The organism is Pseudoalteromonas piscicida (assembly GCF_002744175.1).
Taxonomy (GTDB): domain Bacteria; phylum Pseudomonadota; class Gammaproteobacteria; order Enterobacterales; family Alteromonadaceae; genus Pseudoalteromonas; species Pseudoalteromonas piscicida_B.
The window spans coordinates 64,940-91,374 of record NZ_NKHF01000040.1 but is presented as its reverse complement, the minus strand read 5'-3'; the positions used below and the strand labels follow the sequence as shown (position 1 = coordinate 91,374).

The 26,435-nt window shown below is 43.2% G+C and carries 20 protein-coding genes, 5 tRNA genes, 1 other RNA gene and 1 pseudogene; 12 read left to right on the top strand and 15 right to left on the bottom strand.

The window, feature by feature from the left end:
- Window positions 1-636: pseudogene (locus CEX98_RS09145) on the top strand (transposase); the annotation flags it as partial.
- A 417-nt stretch (window positions 637-1,053) separates the two neighbouring features.
- Here the strand turns inward: CEX98_RS09145 and CEX98_RS09140 are convergent.
- From CEX98_RS09140 to CEX98_RS09125, 4 genes are all read right to left on the bottom strand, one after another.
- Window positions 1,054-1,998, bottom strand: a complete 945-nt coding sequence (locus CEX98_RS09140; protein WP_099641763.1) for a diguanylate cyclase domain-containing protein — start codon at window positions 1,996-1,998, stop codon at window positions 1,054-1,056.
- Between the two features lies 1 nt (window position 1,999).
- Window positions 2,000-5,704: a hybrid sensor histidine kinase/response regulator gene (locus tag CEX98_RS09135; RefSeq protein WP_099641762.1), complete on the bottom strand. Its 3,705-nt coding sequence runs from the start codon at window positions 5,702-5,704 to the stop codon at window positions 2,000-2,002.
- A gap of 68 nt (window positions 5,705-5,772) precedes the next feature.
- Window positions 5,773-7,173, bottom strand: a complete 1,401-nt coding sequence (locus CEX98_RS09130) for a PhoH family protein (protein ID WP_099641761.1) — start codon at window positions 7,171-7,173, stop codon at window positions 5,773-5,775.
- Window positions 7,174-7,314: 141 nt separating this feature from the next.
- Window positions 7,315-7,467 carry a hypothetical protein gene (locus tag CEX98_RS09125; protein WP_242441669.1) on the bottom strand — a complete coding sequence of 51 codons (153 nt, stop codon included), beginning with the start codon at window positions 7,465-7,467 and terminating at the stop codon, window positions 7,315-7,317.
- Between CEX98_RS09125 and rapA the strand changes: the two genes are divergently transcribed.
- The 5 genes from rapA (at window position 7,466) to yacG (ending at window position 13,829) form a co-directional block, all read left to right on the top strand.
- Window positions 7,466-10,363 carry an RNA polymerase-associated protein RapA gene (gene rapA / locus CEX98_RS09120; protein ID WP_099641760.1) on the top strand — a complete coding sequence of 966 codons (2,898 nt, stop codon included), beginning with the start codon at window positions 7,466-7,468 and terminating at the stop codon, window positions 10,361-10,363. The genes CEX98_RS09125 and rapA overlap by 2 nt on opposite strands.
- A gap of 106 nt (window positions 10,364-10,469) precedes the next feature.
- The gene (gene rluA / locus CEX98_RS09115; protein ID WP_172439743.1) at window positions 10,470-11,123 is read left to right on the top strand and encodes a bifunctional tRNA pseudouridine(32) synthase/23S rRNA pseudouridine(746) synthase RluA; all 654 of its coding nucleotides are present in this window, start codon (window positions 10,470-10,472) and stop codon (window positions 11,121-11,123) included.
- Window positions 11,124-11,612: 489 nt separating this feature from the next.
- Window positions 11,613-11,795: non-coding RNA, 6S RNA (ssrS, locus tag CEX98_RS09110), on the top strand.
- A gap of 270 nt (window positions 11,796-12,065) precedes the next feature.
- Window positions 12,066-13,424: an L-cystine transporter gene (locus CEX98_RS09105; protein ID WP_099641758.1), complete on the top strand. Its 1,359-nt coding sequence runs from the start codon at window positions 12,066-12,068 to the stop codon at window positions 13,422-13,424.
- Window positions 13,425-13,586: 162 nt separating this feature from the next.
- The gene (gene yacG, locus CEX98_RS09100; protein WP_099641757.1) at window positions 13,587-13,829 is read left to right on the top strand and encodes a DNA gyrase inhibitor YacG; all 243 of its coding nucleotides are present in this window, start codon (window positions 13,587-13,589) and stop codon (window positions 13,827-13,829) included.
- Window positions 13,830-14,140: 311 nt separating this feature from the next.
- Here yacG and CEX98_RS09095 read toward each other — a convergent pair whose 3' ends face one another.
- Together CEX98_RS09095 and CEX98_RS09090 are read right to left on the bottom strand one after the other, a co-directional pair.
- Window positions 14,141-14,449 carry a helix-turn-helix domain-containing protein gene (locus tag CEX98_RS09095; RefSeq protein ID WP_099641756.1) on the bottom strand — a complete coding sequence of 103 codons (309 nt, stop codon included), beginning with the start codon at window positions 14,447-14,449 and terminating at the stop codon, window positions 14,141-14,143.
- Between the two features lie 391 nt (window positions 14,450-14,840).
- Window positions 14,841-15,302, bottom strand: coding sequence for a Spy/CpxP family protein refolding chaperone (locus CEX98_RS09090; RefSeq protein WP_099641755.1), 462 nt, complete (start codon window positions 15,300-15,302; stop codon window positions 14,841-14,843).
- A gap of 370 nt (window positions 15,303-15,672) precedes the next feature.
- On the opposite strand from CEX98_RS09090, the gene CEX98_RS09085 reads away from it, so the two are divergent.
- From CEX98_RS09085 to CEX98_RS09075, 3 genes are read left to right on the top strand one after another with little or no spacing between them, the layout of a single operon-like run.
- On the top strand, window positions 15,673-16,359 hold the full coding sequence (locus CEX98_RS09085; protein WP_099641754.1) for a response regulator: 687 nt from the start codon (window positions 15,673-15,675) through the stop codon (window positions 16,357-16,359).
- Window positions 16,360-16,362: 3 nt separating this feature from the next.
- Complete coding sequence (locus CEX98_RS09080) at window positions 16,363-17,727, top strand: ATP-binding protein (protein WP_099641753.1); 1,365 nt, start codon at window positions 16,363-16,365, stop codon at window positions 17,725-17,727.
- Window positions 17,728-17,729: 2 nt separating this feature from the next.
- Entirely contained in the window at window positions 17,730-18,692 is a 963-nt protein-coding gene (locus tag CEX98_RS09075) for an alpha/beta fold hydrolase (RefSeq protein WP_099641752.1), read from the top strand.
- Here CEX98_RS09075 and CEX98_RS09070 read toward each other — a convergent pair.
- Window positions 18,644-19,495 carry a cation diffusion facilitator family transporter gene (locus CEX98_RS09070; protein ID WP_277948918.1) on the bottom strand — a complete coding sequence of 284 codons (852 nt, stop codon included), beginning with the start codon at window positions 19,493-19,495 and terminating at the stop codon, window positions 18,644-18,646. The genes CEX98_RS09075 and CEX98_RS09070 overlap by 49 nt on opposite strands.
- 366 nt (window positions 19,496-19,861) lie before the next feature.
- Between CEX98_RS09070 and trmL the strand changes: the two genes are divergently transcribed.
- Entirely contained in the window at window positions 19,862-20,326 is a 465-nt protein-coding gene (trmL, locus tag CEX98_RS09065; protein ID WP_099641751.1) for a tRNA (uridine(34)/cytosine(34)/5-carboxymethylaminomethyluridine(34)-2'-O)-methyltransferase TrmL, read from the top strand.
- A 298-nt stretch (window positions 20,327-20,624) separates the two neighbouring features.
- On the opposite strand, the gene CEX98_RS09055 is transcribed toward trmL, so the two are convergent.
- Entirely contained in the window at window positions 20,625-21,218 is a 594-nt protein-coding gene (locus CEX98_RS09055) for a CBS domain-containing protein (RefSeq protein WP_099641749.1), read from the bottom strand.
- A gap of 46 nt (window positions 21,219-21,264) precedes the next feature.
- Window positions 21,265-21,540 carry a hypothetical protein gene (locus CEX98_RS09050; RefSeq protein ID WP_099641748.1) on the bottom strand — a complete coding sequence of 92 codons (276 nt, stop codon included), beginning with the start codon at window positions 21,538-21,540 and terminating at the stop codon, window positions 21,265-21,267.
- Between the two features lie 460 nt (window positions 21,541-22,000).
- Here CEX98_RS09050 and cysZ point away from each other — a divergent pair, with 460 nt between their 5' ends.
- Window positions 22,001-22,726, top strand: coding sequence for a sulfate transporter CysZ (gene cysZ, locus CEX98_RS09045; RefSeq protein ID WP_099641747.1), 726 nt, complete (start codon window positions 22,001-22,003; stop codon window positions 22,724-22,726).
- 81 nt (window positions 22,727-22,807) lie between these two features.
- A complete protein-coding gene (locus CEX98_RS09040) occupies window positions 22,808-24,031 on the top strand; it encodes a glycerophosphodiester phosphodiesterase family protein (protein WP_099641746.1) in 1,224 nt (407 codons plus the stop codon).
- Window positions 24,032-24,179: 148 nt separating this feature from the next.
- Here CEX98_RS09040 and CEX98_RS09035 read toward each other — a convergent pair.
- From CEX98_RS09035 to CEX98_RS09010, 6 genes are all read right to left on the bottom strand, one after another.
- Window positions 24,180-24,255 (bottom strand) — tRNA-Phe (locus tag CEX98_RS09035).
- 72 nt (window positions 24,256-24,327) lie between these two features.
- Window positions 24,328-24,403: transfer RNA gene (locus tag CEX98_RS09030), tRNA-Thr, on the bottom strand.
- Between the two features lie 12 nt (window positions 24,404-24,415).
- A tRNA-Phe gene (locus CEX98_RS09025) sits at window positions 24,416-24,491 on the bottom strand.
- Window positions 24,492-24,554: 63 nt separating this feature from the next.
- Window positions 24,555-24,630 (bottom strand) — tRNA-Thr (locus CEX98_RS09020).
- A gap of 64 nt (window positions 24,631-24,694) precedes the next feature.
- Window positions 24,695-24,770, bottom strand: a tRNA-Phe gene (locus tag CEX98_RS09015).
- A gap of 295 nt (window positions 24,771-25,065) precedes the next feature.
- The gene (locus tag CEX98_RS09010) at window positions 25,066-26,262 is read right to left on the bottom strand and encodes a serine hydrolase domain-containing protein (RefSeq protein WP_099641745.1); all 1,197 of its coding nucleotides are present in this window, start codon (window positions 26,260-26,262) and stop codon (window positions 25,066-25,068) included.
- Between the last annotated feature and the right edge of the window lie 173 nt (window positions 26,263-26,435).

The following is a 26,435-nucleotide window of genomic DNA, read 5'->3' as shown; positions in this document are numbered from 1 at the left end:
CTGATCGAGTCAGAGCATGTGATTTTAGCCGAGCAAGTTGCCAAGTACCGTGAAAGATTGGCTGATATTAGCTGGTTTATGCGGGTTCTCAATGAGGATATCGCCCGTAGAGCAAATAAAGAAGATGGCTGTACAGGTCGCTTTTGGGAAGGTCGATTCAAATCTCAAGCACTCCTTGATGAAGCAGCTCTGGCCGCCTGCCTTACCTATGTAGACCTAAACCCCATTCGAGCCAAAGTCGCTACAACACCAGCAACTTCAGACTACACCAGCATCAAAAAGCGGATCGACTATGCCAAACTCGGGCAGCAACCCAAGTCTCTACTATGCTTTGCTGGCAGCCCACAAAAAGATATGCCAAAAGGACTCCCCTTTGAACTCAGCTATTATATTGAACTTGTTGAGCTCACAGGCCGATGTATTCGTGCTGACAAGCCTGGGTATATTGACGACATGCAACCCATTCTTACTCGATTAAATATAGAGCCAGAGAACTGGTTCAAACTTACCACGCAGTTTTCACGGGTATTTCACGGCGCGGTGGGTAAGAAACGCGCTATCACCGTTCATTGTAAAACACTTAAAAAGCGCCGACGTACCAACCTAACCAACTGCGAACGTTTGCTAGGTTTATGATACTACCCAAAATAGTATTCAGATTTATAGAAACCACAGCACTGCGACCGTCGCAAAGGCATACTTTAGTGTAAAACCCCTAATAACAGAGGAATAGCATTCTTTTGGACACTTTTATCCTTGCAGTTTAAAGTGCTCGTACATACCAAAACGCTTTATTTTGACACTTTCAATGGTAAAAAAGGGATTAATACTATTTAGCATCAAATGACTGAGTTGGCTGTCCTTATAACACACATAACAACCCAACAAGACGTTAGTTACCCGCTATTTTATCAGTACATTCAAGTCACTGTTGTTGTGGGTGTTGTTGTGGGTGTCAATGTAAATTCACTCTGTTGTTGTGGATGTGGATGTGGATGTGGATGTGGATGTGGATGTAAATTCACCGTTGTGTATGTCAATGTAAATTCACCTTCATATTTCTTTAATATATATAGTACTCTGCTGCTTTTGTGCCAAAGCTAAGGCGTTATCTGCCATTTTTATCAGTTCACCCACTTCGCTTTTATGTTGGGTGTCTGCTTGAACATAAACATCATGAACACAGTGGGTGTCAATGTAAACATGAACAGCGCCCACACTTACGCTAACATGCGCACAAATAGGTGAGGCGATATGGGGGATTTTTAAGGTATTGACCTCATCGTGCAAGGTTTGTGCGATTTCTTTTACCATGTCGATATTGTATTGAGTAAGCACCAGAGCAAAGCGAGTGCCATCAAAGCGCCCAATAAATAACGAGTAACGTGCAGCGGCTTGTTCCAACGCTTTAGCAACCTTAAACAAGCAGTTATCTCCATGCATGTAACCATAATGCTCGTTGAAAGTTTTGAAGTAATCGACCTCGACTAACATTAGAGTAAACGCCTGCTGCTCCACGGTTGCCGAGTGCAGTGAAGATTTCATGACTTCATCTAATCGCCTGCGATTGGGCAATTCCGTCAGGCCATCGAGGGATACTAGCTTTTCGAGTAGGTCATTTTTCTTCTTAATTGCGAGGTGGTTTTTTATCCTCGCTTTTAATATCAGGGGGTTAAATGGCTTAGTGATGTAATCCACTGCGCCAAGTTCCAATCCTCTGGCTTCATCTTTAAAGCTCACACTACCCGAGATCACTACGACTGGGATGCCATAGGTATTTTCATCCTTTTTTAACTGCTCTAATACATAAAAACCGCTGCCCTCAGCCATCAGAACATCAATAATAATTAGGTCGACACTACCTGCTTTAATTTCATCGATGCTGCGCTCTGTATTTACGCAATGTGATAATCTGTGCTCGTCACTTAAGGTATTGATCAAGACCATTTTGTTTATTGGATCATCATCAATAATAAAAATGTGCTCAGCTTGCTGCATCCTATGACGCTACCTTTCTTAGCTCAATAAAAGACACGACTTGTAACAGTGTATTTTCTAGCCTACTTAAGTCCGTGCGATTAGTGATTGTTGTGATTGTTTTGCTTTGCGTTTCAAGATCCTTTGCAGCTTTTGCAAGCCGCTTAAAACCCAGTCCGGCAGCAGCACCCTTAATACCATGTGCTAGCTCAAATAGTTCCGAGCCTTGCTCAATACGAGAGACCTGTTCTAGGTAATCATGGCAAAGCTTAGCAAATTTATCTAACATTGTTTGCAAAAACGTTTCATTTTGCATCATTTGTGATAAAGCAAACTCATAATCGAAAAATGCATCTTCTATGCTATCCGACTTGCAGATATTTTCCGCGAGCGCCTTACATGCCTGAGCGCTATTAATAGGTTTTACCAAATAATCATTCATGCCAACGGCAGCCGCTTTCGCCCGTTCTTCTTTACTCGCATTTGCAGTCAGGGCGATAATAGGTAGCTGTGCTTCTGACCACATTTCTCTTATTTGAGCAGTAGCTTGATAGCCATCAATTATCGGCATATGAATATCCATTAAAATAATATCCGGTTGTAGCTGTGAGCAGATTTTTTGGATCTCTTCAGCACTTTGTAGCCCGACCGTAGAAATACCATTTTGCTTGAGCATGTTTTCGGTAATATCCAAATTCAAGCTATTATCATCCACCACCAAGCAAAGCGCTCCTGCTACTTGCATACAAACGCTATCAACCGTTTGTGTCATATGAGCAAACTCAGCAAGCCAAGTATAAGCAGATTGATAAAACACACTTTGATTCAGCGCAATGTGATTACTTTGCTCTGGAAACTCGCCCTCACAGTGCAACAGCAATGCGTCTTTACTTGGTAAAGAAAACCGCCCATTTACCGCTGCTTCAGGTGGGATCACGACGATGGACTTATCTAATTGCGTATTACTGTGTTGAAGTTGCTCAATAGATAACGGCTCTACGAGGCCTACGAAGTAATTAGGCAAACTATGTTCGTCACAAGCTAAGCAATACACCTCTTTATGACTGTCAACAACGGGACAGGCACCTTTATCAAGCATAAGCTCAAAGAAAAAACAGCTCCCTTGATTAGGCGTAGAGTCCACCGCAATATCCCCACCCAGTAAGGCAACTTCTTGCTTTACTATCGCTAAACCTAAACCAATACCTTCATGTCGACGCGTGAAGCTCTCATCCCCTTGCGTAAAGGCGTCAAAAAGGTGTTCAACTTCTTGTGGCTTAATCCCAACTCCGGTATCCCATACTGCAAATTTTAGCGTTTGCTTTGCTGCTCTATCGGCTTTGACACTAACCTTCAACCCGACTTTACCTTGATTAGTGTATTTCACCGCGTTTCCAAGCAAGTTAACCAGTATTTGCTTGATTTTGTCTTCGTCGCTATATAAATACGGCCATACCTGAGGATCGATAGATAATTCAAACTCGAGCTCCTTCTGTAGGCACAGAGGTCGAATAAGGGAGTCTATTGTGGTAAACACATGGCAAGTTTGAAAGGTCTCGTATTGAATGGTCCCTTGATGGCTTTCTACCTTGGCAAACTCCAAAATACTGTTCAACATGGTCAGTAATTCATTCGCGGCACCAGAAAGTTGCTGAAGCTTTTTGCTTTGCAATCGAGTGAGTGTCTCACTCTTTATCATATCAGCTAGGCCTAAAATAGCATTGATAGGAGTTCTGATCTCATGGCTAATATTGGCAATAAATCGGCTTTTAGCGAGAGTTGCCCGCTCAGCGTCTTGCTTAGCCAATAACAGACCAGTGATATTTTGAATATGGATCACATAGTATTTTGGTCGTTTGTCTTTATCCCATACCAAAGAAATACTGAGCTGTAACCAGCGGTGTTTACCAGATTGTGAAATCGTGTGTTCTACTACTTTCTTTTGCTGTTGCAGCAGCCCTGCAAGCACTTGCTCTAATTCTTGCCAGTTTTGTTCATCGAACAGCCGTGCTAATTGCTTTTCACCAGTATTTTTATCGAGTGATAGATAACGCTTAGCCGCTTTATTCATCTCTAAGATTTTACCACCAATCGCAGCTAAGATAACGCCATTAGGCGCAAACTCTGTGGCGGCTCTGAAATTTTCCTCTGAATCTCTTAAGGCATTATAAGCTTCTTGTGCGGCGGTAATATCACGGGCAACCCCTAAACAGCCAATCAGCTTTCCTGTTTCGGATTTTAGCGGTGTAATAGTCAAAAAATAGGTCTGTGCCCCAAGCACAAAGTTAGTCGCTACCTGCTCTTGCAAACTTTCCATTTGCGCTTCTTGCTCGAGCAATATCGTCAACCCAGATGTCACTTCTGGCTGTGTTTTTGCCACCAGCTCAGACTTATCAACGCCTAAAAATGTCTCAAAAGCGCGGTTGCAACCAATAAAAGAGCCATCTATATTTTTAAAATAAATGATGTCAGGCACCGAATCTAACACCGCATTCAGAAGGGCAGCTTGCCTTTCTTTTGCCTCAAAACTCTGTTTTAGCGCTTGTTGTTTACGCTTAATTTCATCGTCTAATTCGCGGTTATGCTGTTTCAGTGCATGCATTAAACGCGACTTTTGCTCTACAACTTGTTTGATTTGTATAAACCAAGGCTGCCACTCAGCCGGTATGGGATAGTCTAGCGTTGCTTGCGGCGTATGCTCTTGTAATGAAAGATAGTTTACAAAATGCTTTAACGGCTTAACGAATATCTGACCGCTCAACCACACAATGGTAGTAAAAGTGAAAAGGATAAAAAACAGCAACAAGGCGACTTCAAGAAGTACCTCTCGCTGCAGTGGTGCAGCAAATTGCTCATAGCTTTCATGATAATTTAAGCTGATCGGCTCTTTGGCGGGTTCAGCTATAAAGTGTAGGCCATATTGCCAAGGGGCTGCAGAATTAGCAACACCAGCACTATCATAGTCATAACGCTCACCGGCGATAATTTCATCGCTTTGGTTTTTAAATTCCATGGTGCCGTCTAGCGAACCAATGTTTTGCAGCCAGCGGTCAATAATGTTGCTATCATAGATCATCAAAATGTGTGTATTGTCTAGCGTCGATAACTTCTTACCCAGCGCAAACATACGCTTATCAAAAAACTCCACTGGTGGACCAACAACAATATTACCAAGGCTGAAGTCTGGCTCAAACTGCCCTTGCACAATCTGTGAGATGAAATGACTACTCGAAGCATCTCTACGTTTGATAAAAGCAAAACCATCATCCTCTATATAAGCCACTGCATATAATCCGCCTTGGAGTGCAAGTGCGGCATCAAAAGCGGTATTGAGTGATAACACGGTTTGCCAGCGCTTGGTTGCAAACAGAGCTTCATTAACTTGACCACGACCGACAATTTCGCCCCCATTATTCGGTAGCGCATGGTAATAATGCTCAGGATGCTGTTCGATGTCTTCCAACCATTCAGGCGGCTTTTGGAATGAAATAGGCTGCGCCAAATTAACAGCGATACTATCTAGTACAACGTGCGCGGCATAAAACTCTTGCTTTAGCTGTTGCGAAACGTATTTATACTGACCTTGGCGAACTTCGTACTGACGTTCAAGTTTAATTTGGTATAAGTGGTAGGCTAAAATAAGAACCAGTAGGATGGGGATGATCACCGCAACTAAAATGCCCTTTCGGTAACTTTTTAGTGGTAAGAATTCTTTTGTCGCATCCATCTACTGGCTCATTCCCATTTGCACACTGTGTAGGCAAAAGAGTAACGAGCCAGTCGGCTCAAGGCAAGTTATAAATTTTCTTCAGCAAAACTTGCCAAGCGGCTTCGTACCACACCGTTTAAGTTGATGGTTGCGCTTCCCTCAAAATCTTTGAAGCGCTCGACGATATAGGTCAACCCCGAAGTTACAGGGGTTAAGTAATTGCTATCTATCTGCGCCAGGTTTCCTGTGCAAATAAGTTTAGTTCCCTCGCCGCAACGAGTAATGATGGTTTTTAATTGAGAAGCCGTTAAGTTTTGACTTTCGTCCAAAATGACCACGGCATTTTGAATGCTACGACCACGCATAAAGTTCACTGACTTAAACTGAATATTTGCCTTCTCCATAATGTAATTTCGGCTTGTGACAGGGCTTTCGTCATGTTTATGGAGCACTTCTAAGGTATCTGTAATGGCGGCAAGCCAAGGGGCCATTTTCTCTTCTTCCGTGCCAGGTAAAAATCCTATACTTTCAGCTATTTCCGGGGTATTTCTAGTTACAATCACCTTATCATATATGCCTTTTTCAATGATCATTTCAAGGGCACTTGCAAGCGCTAATAGGGTTTTCCCGCAACCTGCCGGGCCGGTAAGGATCACCAGCTCAATGTCGGTATCAAGTAATGCATCCAGCGCCATGCCTTGATTAATGTTTTTCGGTTTAACTCCCCATGCCTGACGGTGCATCAAACGTTCCACACCCAAGTCTTTTAACCGTATATGCTCTGAGTCATAGCCTACCACTCGCGCTGCAAAGTGGTTGGTATCATCAATGAGATATTCATTACAAAAAACATCAGGGACGAGTGACTTTGGCACATCATGAACAGTATAGCGCCCCTCTTGTTGGGTTTGACACTCTCCAACATTTTGCCAGAAGTCACCTTCAACCTTTTTAAAACCACTGGTTAATAAGGCGATATCATCAATCAGCTGATCAGTGCGGTAATCTTCTACATATTTGAGCCCTGCCCCTTTGGCTTTGAGCCGCATGTTAATGTCTTTAGTAACCAGAACCACCTTTTTATCACTGTATTGCGTTTGCAGATGCACCGCACAATTGATAATACGATGGTCATTTTCATTGCCAGGTAGTCCTGAAATAGAATCTGGGAATAAGTGGTCATTGACAATGATCAGCTTACCGGAACTGGGTGTTCTATGACTTTCGATCTTTAGTGTTGGTAGCGCTACCCCCTCTAGCATTTGCTCTGGCGTTGCATCGCGGAGTACATCATCTAAACCACGGATTGCAATTCTCGCGTCTCGACTCACGTCACTCTTTCGATCTTTGATGTGGTCAAGTTCTTCAAGGACAGTCATGGGAACGACAACATCATGTTCTTGGAAGGAAAGGTAAGCGAGTGGTTCATGGAGAAGTACGTTGGTGTCGAGCACGTACACTTTATGGTCTTTATCTTGTTTTACCATAGCGCATTCCTGTTGTTTACAGATTATTATGCTATACCCAATACACAGCGAAGTGACAATTTGTGCTTTGGGTATAGTTCAAGTTTAGTCTATTTGTCACAAAAGTCGCTTTTATGACAAAAGAAAATACAACTTGCATATTCATAAAAAACAACTAGATGGCAATAGGCTTACCGAACCGTAGAACAGCGTCAGTGCTTGATAAATAAAGCCCTGCATCGCGGTTTCGTATTGAACAAACGAGCGCGAATAGGTAACATAGCCGCCTTTTTTCTGCATAGACGAGATAACCATGAATTTTTCCTTAGGTCAGCGCTGGATCAGCGATACGGAATCAGATTTAGGATTGGGTACAATAGTGGCACTTGAGGGGCGTCAGGTGACTATTTTATTTCCCGCTAGCGGAGAAAACCGTGTTTACTCAGTACAGGAAGCACCTGTAACTCGAGTCGTATTCAACCCAGGCGATGTGATCCGCCATGTTGAAGAATGGGAACTACGTGTTGACAGCGTGGAAGAGCAAAATGGACTATTTTGCTATCATGGTACTCGAGTTGATAATGAAGAAGAAACTTCATTTAAAGAGACCTTTCTTGATCACTTTCTCAAGTTTAATAAACCGCAAGACCGTCTATTTGCAGGCCAGATCGATCGTTTTGACCGCTACACACTGCGTTATCAAACTTGGCAGCACCAGTTTGATAAAGAACAGTCTCACTTAAAGGGCTTGATTGGTCAGCGTGCCAGTCTTATTCCTCACCAGCTTTACATTGCCGATGAGGTCGGTAAGCGTTTTGCTCCTCGCGTACTCCTATCCGATGAAGTGGGATTAGGTAAAACCATTGAAGCGGGCATGATCTTGCACCAGCAAATCTTGTCTGGCCGTGCGAATCGTGTACTCATAGTGGTTCCAGAAAACCTGCAGCACCAATGGCTTGTAGAGATGCTACGCCGCTTTAACCTGCACTTTTCGATTTTTGACGAAGAGCGTTGTAGCGAAGCTTATGCTGATGCACCTAATGTATTCGAAACCGAGCAATTGGTATTGGTAAGTCTAGAATTTATCACCAAAAAACGCCGTTGGTTTGAGCAAGCAACTTTGGCAGATTGGGATCTATTGATTGTTGATGAAGCGCATCATCTAACAGTAACTAAGGAAAAACCAAGTACAGAATACCAACGTATTGCTGAACTTTCTCAAGACATTCCTGGACTTATCTTGCTGACTGCAACACCTGACCAACTCGGGCATCGTAGTCACTTTGCTCGTCTGCAACTATTAGACCCAGACCGATTCTATGATTACGACGCATTTGTAGAAGAGGAAAGTCACTATAAAGAAGTCGCAGAAGCCGCAAACAACCTACTACAAGACAAAAAGCTGGACGAAAAAGAGCAGCAAACACTGTGTGAACTACTCAAAGAGACAGATATTTCTGCATTACTGAGCAAAGCACAAAATGGTGACGGCGATGCTAAAACAGAAATTCTGTCTATGCTACTAGACCGTCATGGTACAGGCCGTATTTTATTTAGAAATAGCCGTAGCGGTATTGACGGCTACCCAAGCCGTTTATTGCATCAATATCCGGTTCCACTTCCTAAGCAGTACAAAACCGCGATGTCGGTAATGGGAAATATTAGCGGTATCCAAAGTCCTGAGTTCAGTGCTATGCGTGCTCTATTCCCTGAAAAAATCTTCCAAGAGTTTGAAGGCGAAGGAAGCGGCTGGGCTCAGTTTGACCCACGCGTGGAATGGCTGATTGCCAAACTTAAAGAATTAAAGCACGAAAAAGTCCTGCTTATTTGCGCCAAAGCAGAAACTGCAATTAGCCTTGAACAAGTGTTACGTGAACGCGAGGCAATTAAAGCTGCAGTGTTCCACGAAGGCATGTCTATCATTGAGCGCGACCGTGCGGCTGCCTTCTTTGCCGATGAATATGATAGCGCTCAAGTTCTACTTTGCTCAGAAATTGGCTCTGAAGGTCGTAACTTCCAGTTTTCGCATCATTTGGTATTGTTTGATTTACCGCTTAACCCAGATCTGTTAGAGCAGCGTATTGGTCGTCTTGACCGCATTGGTCAAAAGCATGACATCAATATTCATGTTCCTTACTTTGAAAATACAGCGCAAGAAGTGCTACTTCGTTGGTATCACGAAGGCTTGGACGCATTCGAAACCACCAGCACCACAGGACAAATGCTGTATAAGTCGTTCTCTGACGAGTTATTAGCACTGATTGCAGAGCACAACTGCGACGAAGATGAGCTAGACCCTTTATTAGCGCAAGCGGCGAAAGAAAACGCACAACTACGCACAAAAATGGAGCAAGGTCGAGATCGTCTGCTAGAGCTGCACTCTAGCGGTCAAGGTAAAACAGACAATATCGTAGCGGACCTTGAAGCTATCGATAACGACGTTATTTTGCCTGGATTTATGATCAACGTATTCGATACATTTGGTGTTAATCAAGAGGACAAAGGCGAAAATACCATTATTTTGAAGCCGACTGAGCATATGCTCAATCCTTCTTTCCCGTGCCTAAAAGAAGATGGGATAACGGTAACCTTTGACCGCAATACCGCGTTGTCTCAGGAAGATGCTCATTTCATTAGCTGGGATCACCCAATGGTTAGCGGCGTGATGGATATGATCTGCAACGATGACTTTGGTTGTGCCTCTGTCGCACTGCTTAAAAACAATAAATTACCTGTGGGTACTTTCTTTGTTGAGTTAATCTTTGTGGCAGAGTCTTCCGCGCCTAAATCACTGCAGTTAGGCCGTTTTTTACCACCAACGCCTATTCGTGTGCTAATGGACAAAGCAGGCAATGACTTAGCGCAAAATGTCGCGTTTGATGCATTTAATCAACAACTTTCAGCTGTTGGCAGACAAACAGGTAGTAAACTAGTTAATGCACTGCAAAGCGCTATCCACCCACTTATTACGCAAGCCAGCGATATTGCCCAAACTCAGCTTGAAAGCATTCAAGCAAATGCTTTGGACAAAATGCAAAAGCAATTAGGTGATGAGCAGGGCCGTCTACAAGCACTGAAAACTATCAACCCGAATATTCGCGATGAAGAAATTCAGGTTTTTGATAAGCAAAGAGAAGCGCTAACTACGCACATTGAAAAAGCACAACTTAAGCTGGACGCTATCCGCCTGATCGTGGTGGCTAACCAGTAAAAAGTACAAGAGAGCTGCGGCTCTCTTCTTTTATCTGCTACCTCTCTGTTGGTAACTCAGATATAATACCCCGTTTCGTGAATAGATAGTCTTGCTGAGGCAATTAGTGTTACTAAATTACGCTCCCCCCCTTTCTCCCTACCTTGATATTTTATATCAAGATGAAGATATGTTGGTGATCAACAAGCCAAGCGGTTTGCTCACCGTGCCAGGTAAAGATCCGAAGCATTGGGACAGCGCCATTGCCCGCGTTAACTTTGTTTACCCCACAGCAAAAATAGTACACCGCCTAGATATGGCCACGTCGGGCGTACTTTGCTTGGCAATGCACAAGACAGCCCACCGCCACCTTAGCATCCAATTTCAAGACCGCTTAACACACAAGCATTACATCGCCAGAGTTTATGGCAAGTTACAGCAGCAAACTGGATCTGTTGACTTACCTTTAGTCTGTGATTGGCCTAATCGCCCAAAGCAAATGGTTTGCCACGAAACAGGAAAGCCTTCATTGACTCACTTCGAAGTGCTGGAATACGAAGCGAAGGCAACACGGGTTAAGCTGACACCCATCACAGGGCGCTCTCATCAACTTAGAGTACATATGCTCGCACTTGGGCACGTTATTCTTGGTGATAGGTTGTACGCAAACAAAGAGGCATTAGCGGCAGCATCACGCCTTCAATTACATGCTGAGATGCTACAAATTTCACACCCCACCACCGGTAAGATGATGACCTTTACCGCCCCCGTCCCTTTCTGAAAGACATAAACCCAGATCCACCAACGCATATCCAACCCTCAAGCTGGAGAGGCTAATTTAAGCTTTTAGCTGACACCCAGCAATTTATTTAGCTGACACAGCTTTTAGCTGACACCCATCACAATTTGTTTAGCTGACACCCACCACAATTTGTTTAGCTGACACCCACCGCAATTTGTTTAGCTGACACCCACCACAATTTATTTAGCTGACACCCACCACAAGCGTCACTTACCAACTCAGTATATTTGCTCTCATTTAGGCAGGTTTAATTGTGATGATAGGTTTTACTCAAGCTGGAGAGGCATACATAGGCTGCAACATGCCATCTGCAATTTCATATTGAAATACAGCAAATGCTGACTTGTTAATTAACGCTAAGATTAACGCTTGGTCAGTCACTAAACAAAGCGGGTAAAAACCATGCGGTTGATACAAAAATTGCAATACTATGGTTTCGTGATCGGCAGATGTTTTATATACTGTAATTGTTCCCTAGCTCGTAGGACAGCTGATTAAGTCCCTGAGCCGATAAATTTCGTTTAGGATGGCAGTTTGCTTACTATTGAGCATGCTCGGCATGTACCGAGAAGCCTACGGTAGGCTGTTGCTCTCCGCCTTGAACCTCAGGGTTCAAGGGCTGACATCGGCATCCGCGAAGCCGGGGAACAACCTTCCTCTATTTCATTTAGCCGTTACCTAAACTAAATTTTCTCTGATCCAATACGTCATGTTCTAATGCCTGTTCAGACAGTTCAGCCCGAGCAGAAGTCAGTTAGTGCACACTCACCACAAGATAGTAGCGTTTAAAAGAGCTAACCGAAAAACTTTCACCTGTTTTGATAACCTTTTGTTCTATTCCATAGTGAAAGAATATTTTAGCAAAAGCGCCAAAACCTCTATAGTAGCGCGTTATTTTTTAATGTTTCGAAAGGTATTCTGATGTCTTTTGCTGTTATCGCCGCATTGGTGGTTTTTGTTGCCATACTTTTCGGTCTATATCGCTTTCAACAGCGCGCTGAAACCCTATCAAGAACGGTATTACTCGGCCTAGTTGCCGGTAGTTTGTTTGGGCTCGCACTGCAATTTGTTTTCTCCGCTGATCAGGCCACCAAACAAACGGTGCTTGACTGGGTGTCCATCGTTGGTAGCGGCTACGTTAACCTCCTCAAAATGGTTATCATGCCTTTGGTATTAGTGTCGATGATTGCTGCAGTTGTTAAACTCGACAATCAGGGCTCTCTTGGCAAAATCTCCTTTGTCACCATCGCAATTTTGGTTTTTACCACCGCAATTGCCGCGCTTATTGGTATTTTTATCACTCAAGCATTTGGACTCAGCGCTGAAGGCTTGGTTGAAGGTGCTCGTGAAACAGCAAGAATTGCAATACTTGAGGAAAGAGCAACAACGGTTGCCGACTTAACTATCCCACAAATGCTATTGAGCTTTGTTCCAACTAATCCATTTGCAGATTTAACCGGTGAGCGCTCTACTTCTATTATTGCCGTTGTGATATTCGGCGTGCTTACCGGAATTGCTGCTCGCAGAGCCATTATGGAAGAGTCAGATCTTAGTGGCCCGATAAAGCATGCGGTAGAGGGTGCGCAAGCAGTGGTACTTCGACTTGTACGCATGATCATCGCACTTACACCATACGGGGTAGCTGGCTTGATGGCAAAAGTAATCGCCACATCAAGCATGGCTGATATCATCAGCTTACTCGGCTTTATTCTCGCCTCTTATATCGCGATTTTACTGATGTTCGTAGTGCATGGTTTGTTAGTGACGGTGGTTGGTGAGAATCCAAAGCATTTCTTCCAAAAAATTTGGCCGGTGTTAACCTTTGCCTTTACCTCTCGTAGCTCAGCGGCAACCATTCCACTTAATGTCGAAGCACAGATCCACAAGCTCAATGTGCCCCCTGCTATTGCAAACCTTTCCGCTTCGTTTGGTGCAACAATCGGACAAAATGGCTGTGCCGGTATTTATCCGGCAATGCTAGCCGTAATGGTTGCCCCAACAGTAGGGATCGACCCATTTGCCATCGACTTTATCATCTCTTTGGTTGCTATGGTTGCAATTAGCTCGTTTGGTATTGCTGGTGTGGGCGGTGGTGCCACCTTTGCAGCCCTCGTTGTGCTACCAGCAATGGGATTACCCGTGACAATTGCGGCGCTGCTGATCTCTATCGAGCCTTTAATCGATATGGCTAGAACAGCACTTAATGTATCTGGCTCAATGACCGCAGGCACAGTGACTAGCCGCTTGTTAAAGCAAAAGCATATGGATGGAGCGGCATAATCATGTCTGTTCAGAAGTAGTATAACTACTTCTGAACTACTCAGGCATAAGCTTAGCAGTTTCTTTCAGATTGCAACGCAAAGCGGTACTACACTTGGTTCACAAACTGGATAAATACCATTAGACTTACCCCCATCAAGAAGTAGTGAGTAGTAATACGTTATGACAACCATAGTGAAATGCCCAACTTGTCAGAAAAGCGTTGAATGGTCTGAGAAAAGTGAGTTTCGTCCGTTTTGTTCCAAACGCTGCCAGCTTATTGACTTGGGGGATTGGTCAGATGAATCTAATAAAATTTCCACGCCGATGAAAAGTGGCGAATTGACTCAGCAGGATACCGAAAGCTTGATTGAAGACATCGAGGCGATGTTGGCTAAAAACGACGATAGCTTTTTTAAAGAATAAACACATAAAAAGGCCTGTCAGCGGCCTTTTTGCTTCATATGCAGCACTTTATACCATTTAGCCTTAATACTTGCTCAATTTGAAGGAGTAAATTAGGCGCTAACTGGTTAAAAGCTTCTTAATTAAGAACAACTAAATAGCAAAAATTTTTGCCTTCCCCAAATGCATATAGGCACCTTGACAGTAGCAAGACGCAAGCGCGGTGCTTCTAACGCTATTTCTCTGCTTTAAAATTAATCATCTACTTAACAAGATTGGTATTATTTTATCTATTCCCGTTAAGACAGCCAACACAACACGGCCAAAATAAGCTAGTTATGCTCTTCGTTATCTGCTTTTTCAGGCAAAGGTTTTGAACGTTTGCTTCCTTGTTCATAAGTTTTGGCAATATGCCCTGCGCCATCCAAAATATCACTTAATTGGATTCGGCAAATTTCAGATAACTTAATTAACGTCCCTAACCGAAACGAACTGGTTCCGTTAAGGTAATCATCTAATGTGGTGAGACCTATTCCAAGCTTTTGGCTAATCGTTTTTTTGGTATAGCCTTTGCGTTTTTTGAGCTCTTTTAACAGCTCACGGATCCTAAGTGTCACCTCGTATTCTTCAGGTGTCTGCATGTCTCCCTCGGTGATACCTAGTAACAAACAGCCAATAACAAAGAATACGCATCGTTACTCTAAAAAAGGTAAAAGTCATTGGAAAGTTTGTGCGCAAAAATTAATGGTTACTTAAATTTAAACACGATTCAAAGAGTTGTCAGCAGACTTGCCAGATGTCCTCTTAATCGAAAAGTACCACAACCTAAACATGTTATCAACATGTAACTCAAATAGCGACAAATTATCAGCTTTGATTGCCGCTAACGAGGCGTGAAAAGTGACTTCTCAGAACTGAGTATGAGCTCTGTTGTGGACACTGGGAAAGAAAAACAGCAAAAAATAGCTCTCACCTATACAGGCAAGAGCTTGGTCTCAAAAGTGTGATACTTGGAAAGTTAACGGCGTACTGTTACTCGGCTTTTTTCGTACGTTTGTGCTTGCGGTGCGACTTCAGCGCTTTGAGCTTTTCACGTTGTTCCTCACTAAGTACATGGATCACCTTATGACGAGTTTCCATAGCTAACAGTGCCCAAGCTTGTTGTTTATCCTGTCCCTGCTCCAGTAGAAGCTGTGCTTGTGCTTTATCAAACACTTCCGCTTCCATCAGTGCTTTCATTTCCTGACGATAAGCAGTGCGTGTCTCTTTACTTTGTGCTTTTAGTGCTTGCTTTGCAGCTTTGTGATCCGCATAAATCGTTTTTAGCTGCACCTGCTGTGCGTCTGTCAGCTCCAGTAACTTTTGCCCCTTCTCTGACAGTAGCAATCTTGCCGAATGCTCTAGCTTCCCTCCCATAGAACCAGCACTTGCAGTAAAACTTAAAGTAGACACGCCAAGTACAGTAACTAACGCTAAGGTTGATAGTAATTTCATAATTTTGGCTCCTTGTTCGCCATTGCTTTGTCGTTATCAAATCTAGCAACCAGTAAGAAAAGGAACGTCAGACCGAGGTAAAGTTTTGTCAGGGCTTTGCAAAAAAAAGCAAAGGCAATTTACATAACACAATAAAGTAAGGTGTAATAAGCTTGAGACAACCTCTTTTAATACCAAATGTATTAAGTAAATGAGCGATTTGAAGCACAAAAATTGCGTTAGTAGCTAGGCAAAAATTTTGCTATTTAGTTGCTTTACATGAGAAGTTTTTAACGACGCTAATATGCTATTTCATCCTTCAAATTGATTAGAGAATTAATTCAATTGGTATAAGCTAAACTTCAATCACAGCGCTGGACCAAGTATGACTATGAAACACTCCATTTTACTGATCGATGACGATCAAGATTTATGTAGCCTATTAAATGAGTATTTTAGTGCTGAAGGCTTTGCTGTCGCGATGGAGCATTCAGGTCCAGAAGGCCTACAACGAGCGGTAAAACAGAATTTTGATCTGATCCTATTAGATGTCATGCTGCCAGACATGGATGGCTTTGAAGTACTTAAGGCATTACGCGTGCACAAAATGACGCCAGTTATCATGCTTACCGCCAAAGGAGATGACTTTGACCGAATTTTTGGCTTAGAGCTGGGCGCAGATGATTATATTCCCAAACCATTCAATCACAGAGAGCTCCTTGCACGCGTCAAAGCCATTACTCGCCGAGTAGATCACTACAAACAACATAGTCCAGACGATACCTATACCATCCACCACCTTAGCCTTGATGTGGGTGCTAGAAGTGCATCGGTTAATGGTGAAATACTGGCGTTAACCGGAACAGAATACGAAGTGCTCCATTTGCTAGTAAGATCGGCAGGTGAAGTGGTAGATAAGCAAACGATTTCACGCCAAGTACTTGGCAGAGCGCTCGTCCCTTATGATCGCTCCATCGATATGCACGTTTCTAACGTCAGGAAAAAGATTGCTGCTCTTAGTGAGCACACCTATATTAAGACCATACGTGGCTCAGGCTATATCTTTCTGAAGGCCTAAATAATGAAGCGGTACTTATTAGTTAAAGTCTTTGTCTGGTTTTGGGTAACCATTATCGCCACCATTTTATTGCTACTCGGGATTAGCATGCTTCAACCGGATGTGGTAGAAACTCACCGTATCTCTAAACCTATGCTACAAAATCTGCGGCATCTGGAGCTCGCCATCACTGAAGCGGGTAAACACCCAGACTTTACACTCAATGATGTAGCCAAGCTGCGAAAAAGAAAAGCCCGAAATATCTATTTAAGTCACCGCGATCCAGAAAGAAGCTTTGCCGCCAACCCAAGGATAACGGCACTAAACCTAGACTTACTGAGCTTTACCGAAGACACTAAACCGCTGGCGATTTTTACGCCTGAGTACAAAGCATTTGGACCACTAGAAGTGACGCTAGATAACGAGCGTTATCGACTGTACCTTATTTTTCAAAACCATACGCCCAGTGCACTTATCAAGCTGAGAACCTTGCCACTTTGGATAAAGATTGCGGTTGTGCTCGGTGCCAGCCTATTACTATGCTTTTGGTTTACTAGAGATTTACTCACCCCCATTAAAGCATTACAAAAAACGGCTGCACGCTTATCGAAAGGGGAACTGGCAAGCCGTGCAGAGATAAATGAAAAACGCCAAGACGAATTGGGCCAACTAGGCCATGATTTTAATTTAATGGCCGACAGGCTTGAGTCTTTGGTCAATAACCAAAAGCGCCTACTTGCTGATATCTCCCATGAACTACGCTCACCGCTCACGCGTTTACAAATGGCAACCGGTTTAGCCGCAGGGTATGCCACCAAAGAGAGCCAAAGTTACATTGAGCGAATTGAGCGTGAAGCACAGCTGGTAGAAAACATGCTCAGCGATATTTTGCATCTGTCTAAATTAGAGGCTGACCAAGTTCCGATAGAAAAGCAGTCTATCCAGCTAAGTGAACTGCTCGATCCAATAATAGAAGACGCCCATTTTGAAGCGGAACAATTGGGCAAACGCCTGACAGCATCACCGTTACCTGACGTAACCTTGTATGGCGATCCTATGCTGCTCAATCGTGCCTTCGAAAACATTATTCGTAATGCGATAAAATATGCCAAATGCAATATCAGTGTTGATGTTAGCCAAAGTGATGAACAGCTTGTTTGTACAATAAATGATGACGGAAAAGGTGTAAGTGCCGACATGTTAGACAAGCTCTGCATTCCCTTTTTTAGGGTTTCAAGCGCGCGAACCCCTGAGCAAAACCAAAAAGGGGGATTTGGTCTAGGGTTAGCGATTGCGCAGCACGCGTTAAAAGTACATGACGCCCATATCGAATTTAGTAATAATGTTGGCCTAGAAGTCAGTATTCGTATTCCATTACTCAATAGGTAGTCATGTTTTATAGCCAAAGCCAGCAATTAGAGTCTCACCTACATGCAATTGACGAGCACTGGCAAGCCTGCCAACGAGGTTTCTTTGACACCCCCCATGGCCGACTATTTTACACTTATCATATACCTGAACAGGCGAAGTTTAGCCTGGTATTGGTGAATGGTCGCATTGAGTCCGCGCATAAATACAGAGAGTTATTGTGGGAATTAGCACAAAACCACATCGCCGTATTTACCTATGATCACCCAGGGCAAGGATATTCTTCACGCCTTTTGCGCGACAAACAAATTGGCTATGTAAGACGCTTTGAAGATTACACCGTCACCTTGCATTGCTTTATGGAGCAAGTGGTCAACCGGCATAACTCCTTGCCATTATTTATGCTTGCCCACTCCATGGGTGGCGCCATTACCTGCGACTACTTAGCACTATTTAAACCCAGTCACATTAAAGGTGCTTATTTGTCTGCCCCTATGCTTGGGATCAACACAGCCCCCTACCCCGCGTGGTTTGCAGAAGCGCTCGCGGGACTGGCATGCTTAGTTGGGTTTGGTAAGCAGTATGCAATCGGTCAGCAGCACTATCAAAGTAAACCATTTTACGATAACGATCTGACTGATTGCCCAATTCGATATGCGCTGTTTAGAGGCTTATACGACCAATATCCTGAACTGCAACTTGGTGGGGTGAGTTTTGCCTGGCTTTATACAGCATTGCAAAAATGCCGAGCATTCAAAGGCCTCGAGCTTGATACGCCACTGCGTATTGCCACCGCCAGCCAAGACAGTATTGTAGATAATCAAGCGCAAAAGTTATTTACCAAGCAACAACCCAACGCAACTCGAGCTGAATTTTTAGGTAAGCATGAGTTGCTTTGCGAGCAAGATACTACGCGCAAAGCCGTCCTTGAGGACTTTTATACATTTACCGCCGAGCTACTGACAGCCAAAGAAACCGGATCTTGATGGATCAATACATCCATTTCACAATCAAATTCCGCTTTTATGCTAGCAACCACTTCATCGGCCACTTGGTGAGCGCGCATCAGTGGCATATCATCATCAAGTTCTAAGTGCAGCTGAATAAACTTGATTTTACCACCTTGTCTTGTACGTAAATCATGAACGCCATAAACGTCTTCATGACTCGATGCGATAAGAATGATCTGTGCCTTTTCTTCGTCTGGTAGCTCTTTGTCCATCAGGTGGGCGGCACTTTCTTTTGCAATATCCCAGCTGTTGTAAAGTAAATACATTGCCACGGCAATACCAAAGATAGGATCGGCATAGCCAACGCCATAAAAGTTAAGTAACACGGCAACAAGCACAGCCAAGTTTAGCAAGATGTCGCCTTTATAGTGCAAGGAGTCTGCTTTTATTGCTATCGACTGAGTGCGTTTAACCACTTGATATTGCACAGCAACCACCAAAAGTGTACACACAATCGCAAATAGACTAACCCAAACACCAAAAAGTGAGTGTGGGATTTGGGTGGGATTAATGATCCGCTCTACTCCATGAAAAGCCAGTAAACTCGCAGAGCCAGCAATAAACGCCGCCTGACCAAGCCCAGCGAGCGCTTCTGCTTTGCCGTGACCAAAACGGTGATCATCGTCAGCAGGGCGTAGCGCATAACTCAACACAAAAAAGTTCATTAATGAAGCACTGATGTCTAGCAGTGAGTCTGTTAACGAGCCAAGCATCGCGGCACTGCCTGAAGACAGCCAAGCCCAACACTTTGCCGCAATCATCAGCCCCACCATAACGATGGTAAATATACTCGAAAACCTAACCCAAAACTCGTAGCTACGATCCACTGGCACCCCTTACAAATTTAACTCTTTATTATACAACTCACGAACTGCCAAAGCATCGCGATATGGTTATATTACAGGGTAATGGTTTGAAATGAAAAACAGATTACGACTGTCTATTTTTTTGCAACAGTGCTCAATCCAAGTATTTTGTGCTTTCTTAATGCTCCCATCCTGATGTACGAGCAAAAGCGATGACTTATACCCTGTTGCTAGCACCAGCACACAACCACCTTATCTTCACGTTTATCAACCATGAACACGTGCAAATGTTGCTGAGGATGGGCTATACTGCCGTGCAAATTTTTATTGAGGCTTATCATGTTAGATATCGTTTTATACCAACCCGAGATCCCACCTAATACTGGTAATATTATTCGCCTGTGTGCCAATACTGGATATTCGCTACACCTAATTGAGCCGTTGGGATTTGAGTGGGACGATAAACGAGTCAGACGTGCAGGTCTAGATTATCACGAATTTAGTGAAGTAGAACGACACCCTAACTTTGAAGCTTATCTAGCTAAGCACAACCCCAAAAGAGTATTTGCCTGTACAACAAAAGGCACCAAATATCACCACGAAGTTGCCTACCAAGCAGGCGACTGTTTACTTTTTGGTCCTGAAACTCGAGGCTTGCCAGAAGACATTATTTTCTCGTTACCAGAGCCTCAGCGCGTCCGTATTCCAATGCGCCCTGACAGCCGTAGTATGAATCTATCTAATGCTGTCTCGGTATTTGTCTATGAGTCTTGGCGACAACTTGATTTTGCCGGCGCAAAATAACTAGCGAAAGCTCAAAAGTGTAATATCACGCTAGCCAGAAGTTATTTCTTACTACGGGTTAAATTTGTGCGTCAACCGCTGCACATTAAATGCTGTAGTAAGGGATAACAGCTGCAAGAGAACAGCTTGCTCTGCCGAGGTCAGGTTAAAATAAGACACTTTTAACGCAGTTAGTGCCTGATTTACTCCCGCAAAATGAGCAAACTTTAAGACAAAATGACATGAAATCAGGAGCATGAAAAAGGCGCCTTACGACGCCTTGGTAACTTTAATTTACATTAACTATAGGGATTCTTTTCTAAATTTCTGCGTGGTGCAAAATAGTACCAACAATATCGCTAAACTTGTTCGCAGGTTTAATTGAGTTGACTGCCCGTCCACAGGCTTTCATCATGTCAATCAGATCAAAGTAACCAACAGGATGTTGAGTCACTTCATCAATCACGAGTAAAAATTCAAAGCCACCCTCTTCCATGGTTTTTAATACGTTGCCGACGACGGTTTGGCTGGTTTGTTTTAGCGTAATTTGACGAAGCTCAGAAAGGGGGATCATCACATCATTAACGTTTAAATCGCGTCTGGTGCAACCGCGTTTTTCAGCGATGCTCAATACATAGCGACTACCAATTCTGGCATTTGAGATCATCCCCACCAGTTGCTCTTTACTATCTACTACAAAACTTGCTCTGCGATGCGTTTTATCTAATACCAGTACGGCCTCATCTATGCTGCTATTCTCATCAATATGTTGCATTGGTGCGAGATGCAAGTTGTGCATCAAGCAGTGCGCTGGCGCTTGTTCTAAATTATCTGTACTGCAAGCAGGAAAGTTATTTTCAGCGAGTTCATAAGTCGCAACAGGTTGAGTTTTCAAAACTGTATAAGTATTCATAGATCACCTCTATCTTCAAAATTAATTAAGCACGTAAATAACTAAATTAATTGTTTAAAGGTGGTGCTCTAATTGACTCACATAAGGTATTGGAATAAAAATAGGTTGGCTGTGATTGTTCAAAGGCAAAACAACTCGTAACCGTAAAACGGTGCGTTATTGAAACGACACAATCATCTAGATCTGGGGTTAAGTTAGAATTGTCGAGGTCGACAACAATTGGGGCGACCGCAAGCGTTGTATCACATTGAGCAGCATCGGCCGTTGACACTGTCAACAGACTCAACATACAAAATGTAATCATCCAACGTACTAGCCGCATAGTATTCTCAATTCTACTGCCTTACTTTGAGTGTATGGGCAGTTTCTTGCGTTTACAAGTATTATTTCTAGTCTACTTTCTAAGCCATTCAATCTATTAAGGTTAATTTTTGTTCTCCGGGCTTCCCACAAAACTGTTGAGATGAATTGTTACTATTATCTTGTGAGCTGTGTTTAGTTTAGCGTTATACTAGGGCTAACATTTTTGGTATGTGCTTTAAATTACAGAATTTAATCATACCAATTTGCTTAATTAAGTGGTCGATTTTGAGGTAAGAAAATCTTATCGATGGCACCGGGTTTGCAGGCTGTTTTAGCCAAAATCGCTTCATCTATAGGCGAGATAAGCACTTCGCTATTTGTTGTGCTAAGTATTGCGTTGTAAACACGGTTAAGATCAGGTTTCCCCTCAATGTTGAGCAAGTATTAAGTCAAATTAGTATTACAACACGAGGTGTACGGTGCAACTATCAAGCGGTATTGAGTACTTTATTGCAGGCTTTTCTTTGATCACTCAAAAAGGACTAAAACGCTTTGTCTTTATTCCACTTACGATCAATATCTTACTATTTGGTGCCTCCCTATTTTTTCTTTTTGATTGGCTTACTCAAGGTTTTAATTACCTCAATGAACTCTTACCGAGTTGGCTCAGCTGGCTTGAGTGGTTAATGTGGCCAATCGCTATCTTAGTGATTCTTTTCAGTTATAGTATGGTTTTTACCGTAATAACGAATTTTATTGCTGCGCCTTTCAATGGGTTGCTATCAGAAAAAGTGGAGCTTTACTTAACTAATCAGCCTATCAATAACGACAAACTGCTCGATACCCTAAAAGATGTGCCGCGCATGCTCGGGCGCGAATGGACAAAACTATGCTATTACCTGCCAAGAGCCATTGGATTTTTTATTTTACTATGGATACTTCCCATTGTTGGACAAGTGCTATGGGTGATGTTTACCTGCTGGATGTACAGCGTGCAATATAATGACTATCCGTTTGATAACCATAAAGTTCACTTTAAGCGAATGAAAGATGACTTAAAGAGCAAACAAGGCCTCTCCTATGGATTTGGCTTCGCGGTGTTTGTACTCACCTCCATTCCATTTATTAATCTAATTGTGATGCCTGTTGCGGTGTGTGGAGCAACCAAGCTGTGGGTAGAAAATTTCCGTCAACACTATCGTTAAACACATTGAGGTATGACATCGGACTGTAAAAAATGCATGCTTTACTTACGCCTTTTACGCTTAAGTTAGAATAAGGCCGGTATGCGCGAAATAATATGGATTACATGGTTGGCAGTTGTGTTAACAGGCTGCCAAACAACTCAACAGTTCGATGTAGGTACTAGACCTCAGTTTTTAGTTTCTCAGCTTTCAGCTGGTGAGCTTAAAACCAAGTTAGAAAGCTGCCTAGATAAACCAGTCAAGCGTACGCAATTCTCTATTGGTCATCGTGGTGCGCCACTGTTTTACCCTGAACATACCAAAGAGTCCTATCTTGCGGCTGCAAAAATGGGCGCAGGCACGCTAGAGTGCGATGTTACCTTTACCAAAGATAAAAAACTCGTTTGCCGCCATGCACAGTGCGACCTTCATGCAACAACCGATATCTTGTTACAGCCAAAGCTTGCAAGCAAGTGCCGACAACCCTTCACGCCAGCGGATCCAGACTCTGGCATACCTGCATCTGCCCAATGCTGTACCTCAGACATTACTTTAGCAGAGTTCAAGCAGTTAAAAGGAAAAATGGATGGTGTGAATAATCAAGCAACCACAGTGGCGGAATTTGTTAAAGGCACTCCCAATTGGCGTACAGACCTTTATGCCAGCTCCGGGACCTTGATGACCCACAGTGAAAGCATCGCTTTATTCAAACAGCTGGCTGTAAACATGACTCCTGAACTAAAAGCACCAGAGGTGCCTATGCCCTTTAATGGATTAAGCCAAAGTCAGCTAGCACAAAAAATGTTGGACGAATATTCCGAGCACAATGTTCTACCCTCTCAAGTTTTTCCACAGTCCTTTTCTTATCAAGATATTCAGTACTGGATAAAGCATGCGCCAGAGTTTGCGAACAATGCGGTATTTCTTGATGGTAGAGAAGCCAGTGAACGTTTTGATATTAACAGCCCCAGTACTTGGCAACCGTCAATGGACGATTTAGTACAGGATCAGGTAAAAATCATCGCGCCTCCTATTTGGATGCTGATCACATCCGACAAAAACGGCGATATCGTACCATCACAATACGCGCTGGCAGCAAAACGCGCGGGATTAAAGATCATTGCTTGGTCTTTAGAGCGTTCTGGTCCTTTAGCGAATGGTGGCGGTTGGTATTATCAATCTGTCAACAACGCGATTAAAAATGATGGCGATATTCTTAAGGTTTTAGACATACTTGCAAAACAAGTTGGCGTAGTTGCAGTGTTTAGCGATTGGCCTACCACCACCAGCTTTTACGCCAGCTGCATGGGAATTAACAGCAATTAGCTTAATTAAGCGAATTGCTGTTAAGACTAAATGGAAAAGTGAAAGACTCATCGGTGTTGTAGCTTAGTGCAGGTATAGACCGCATTAAGCTAACGTTTACAAATAGTAGAAAGCAAAAAGCCTCGCGATTGCGAGGCTTTTTAAATTATGGTGCCCAGAGGCGGAATCGAACCACCGACACGAGGATTTTCAATCCTCTGCTCTACCGACTGAGCTATCTGGGCAAATCTTTTTTATATCTAGAAAACGCTTTTTACTGAGCTAACTAGAAATTGTTGGCTTTCGCCTAAATAAAGTGGTGCCGACTATCCGAGTCGAACGGATGACCTACTGATTACAAGTCAGTTGCTCTACCAACTGAGCTAAGTCGGCACACTAAATTAGTGGTGCCCAGAGGCGGAATCGAACCACCGACACGAGGATTTTCAATCCTCTGCTCTACCGACTGAGCTATCTGGGCAAATCTTTTATTATCTAAATAAAATAAACTATCTAGAAAAAACAGGCTTACGCCTAAATTAAATGGTGCCGACTATCCGAGTCGAACGGATGACCTACTGATTACAAGTCAGTTGCTCTACCAACTGAGCTAAGTCGGCACACTTATTCGTGTACCATACAGTTACTGCATGCACCACATTGCAATTGCAATGATTTTAATTCTGGTGCCCAGAGGCGGAATCGAACCACCGACACGAGGATTTTCAATCCTCTGCTCTACCGACTGAGCTATCTGGGCGTGCGGCGTATTAAACGGGTTTTGCGGTTCTAAGTCAACCCTTTTTTTAAATACATTTATCGTTTGAACAGATTTCAGACAAAGCGGTTAAAATACCGCTTTTTCGATGAAAAAACGTGCTACACAGGATATTTTCCCGCTTTTACTCTACTTTACCTCAGCTTTACCCTGCCCGTTGCTAGATTCTCTTGGTAGGTAAATAGTAGATAAAAGGAGACGCTTTATCTAAAAGCACCAAAATATTTCACTACTCACCCTAAGTGTTATAGCAAGACACAATAGATACCTTATAAGGCTAACGCGCCTCAAATCGTTTTAACATGACCTCCATTGCCTTCTCCACTGCTAGCTTAGCGTTCTTTGTATCGCAGTTTGTTACCGCAAGCACCGCGAGGTTTTTCTCAGGGAGTATTAAGTTGTCTAGATAGAAGGTACCTGTAAACCCATTGTGATGAAAACGGCTGTGCTCAGGAGAGAGGATCCAACCAAGCCCGTATTTTGGCGTAACAGGAGTCAAAAGTTGCTGATATGAACTGGCGCTAATGAGGTTTGTTTCACCTCTTGCGCCAGCTAGGTAAGCACGTAAATAGCGTGATAGATCCCCCAACGTTGCGCTTACTAGGCCTGCGGGCCCAACCACCGCAGGTAAATCCACTTTATCGGCAGGCGAAATAGGATGCCACTTTCCCTGTCGCATTTGGTGTCCATTAGGTTGATTCTGAGCATTAACCTTATTTGCGGGGCCAAATAATGCCTTCCCCATTCCTAGCGGTGTAAATATCTCAGTTGCGACTAAAGTCTCCCACGACATCCCAGAGACACGCTCCAACATATGACCAGCAACTACAAAACCTGCATTACTATATAGATAAGTGCCGACGGGCACTTCGCGGTGAGTGCGGAGCAGCTCTTTAGTCCACGCATAACGCTGCGCTATAATACTTCGCCTATCTCGATGCCATTTTCCGGTATACATCGAGTCTAAATCTCGTGTTAGCCCTGCTGTCATAGAGAGCAGTTCACTTAACGTAGTCGACTCAAATTCTGGATTGATTTTCCCAGACAACTCTGAAAAGACGTCGATCACACGGCTATCAAAGCGAATAAGGCCTTGCTCTACCAATTTGGCTGCCAGCGTTGCTGTCATTGTTTTGGTGAATGACCCAATTGACCAGTAATCAAGTTTAGTTACAACAGTCGTGCCCGTACTTATTCTCAAACCCGACACATCAAGTTCAACAAGTTTATCACCCTGTACAATAAAACCACCGAGAGCGGGGACATTGAATTCACGACGGATAAATTCGAGCTGCTGATGTAACTGCAGATCGCCAGACTTTCCATAAGAAGTTGCGGTTTTAACCACCTTAGCTTGCTTGCTTTCTATAGCGCTAGCCACTTTAGAGCCGTTGCTGTTGCAAGCAGATCCCAACAACAAAACCAGCACCAACAACAACTTTGCGATCACGAGTACATAGTTACGCACAAACATAAGCAATCCTTGTAGATATTTGGCTTGTCTCATATTACTTTATTAAAACGTTACTTAATAATTAAATATTATTTAACCCATACAAATTCATCGCCTAACAACAAGAAGAGATAAAATGCATAATGCAATGATTATTCTAAAATTTTAAATAATCACTTGCGTTTTTACTGCTT

What these genes read in the sequence shown, in the direction of transcription:
- rapA (WP_099641760.1), top strand. Translation starts at nt 7,466, where the DNA reads ATGAATTTTTCCTTAGGTCAGCGCTGGATCAGCGATACGGAATCAGAT.
- CEX98_RS09085 (WP_099641754.1), top strand. Translation starts at nt 15,673, where the DNA reads ATGAAACACTCCATTTTACTGATCGATGACGATCAAGATTTATGTAGC.
- CEX98_RS09010 (WP_099641745.1), bottom strand. Translation starts at nt 26,262, where the DNA reads ATGTTTGTGCGTAACTATGTACTCGTGATCGCAAAGTTGTTGTTGGTG.
- trmL (WP_099641751.1), top strand. Translation starts at nt 19,862, where the DNA reads ATGTTAGATATCGTTTTATACCAACCCGAGATCCCACCTAATACTGGT.
- CEX98_RS09095 (WP_099641756.1), bottom strand. Translation starts at nt 14,449, where the DNA reads ATGCAGACACCTGAAGAATACGAGGTGACACTTAGGATCCGTGAGCTG.
- CEX98_RS09080 (WP_099641753.1), top strand. Translation starts at nt 16,363, where the DNA reads ATGAAGCGGTACTTATTAGTTAAAGTCTTTGTCTGGTTTTGGGTAACC.
- CEX98_RS09050 (WP_099641748.1), bottom strand. Translation starts at nt 21,540, where the DNA reads ATGCGGCTAGTACGTTGGATGATTACATTTTGTATGTTGAGTCTGTTG.
- CEX98_RS09105 (WP_099641758.1), top strand. Translation starts at nt 12,066, where the DNA reads ATGTCTTTTGCTGTTATCGCCGCATTGGTGGTTTTTGTTGCCATACTT.
- CEX98_RS09140 (WP_099641763.1), bottom strand. Translation starts at nt 1,998, where the DNA reads ATGCAGCAAGCTGAGCACATTTTTATTATTGATGATGATCCAATAAAC.
- CEX98_RS09125 (WP_242441669.1), bottom strand. Translation starts at nt 7,467, where the DNA reads ATGGTTATCTCGTCTATGCAGAAAAAAGGCGGCTATGTTACCTATTCG.
- CEX98_RS09075 (WP_099641752.1), top strand. Translation starts at nt 17,730, where the DNA reads ATGTTTTATAGCCAAAGCCAGCAATTAGAGTCTCACCTACATGCAATT.
- yacG (WP_099641757.1), top strand. Translation starts at nt 13,587, where the DNA reads ATGACAACCATAGTGAAATGCCCAACTTGTCAGAAAAGCGTTGAATGG.
- CEX98_RS09055 (WP_099641749.1), bottom strand. Translation starts at nt 21,218, where the DNA reads ATGAATACTTATACAGTTTTGAAAACTCAACCTGTTGCGACTTATGAA.
- CEX98_RS09090 (WP_099641755.1), bottom strand. Translation starts at nt 15,302, where the DNA reads ATGAAATTACTATCAACCTTAGCGTTAGTTACTGTACTTGGCGTGTCT.
- CEX98_RS09135 (WP_099641762.1), bottom strand. Translation starts at nt 5,704, where the DNA reads ATGGATGCGACAAAAGAATTCTTACCACTAAAAAGTTACCGAAAGGGC.
- CEX98_RS09130 (WP_099641761.1), bottom strand. Translation starts at nt 7,173, where the DNA reads ATGGTAAAACAAGATAAAGACCATAAAGTGTACGTGCTCGACACCAAC.
- CEX98_RS09040 (WP_099641746.1), top strand. Translation starts at nt 22,808, where the DNA reads ATGCGCGAAATAATATGGATTACATGGTTGGCAGTTGTGTTAACAGGC.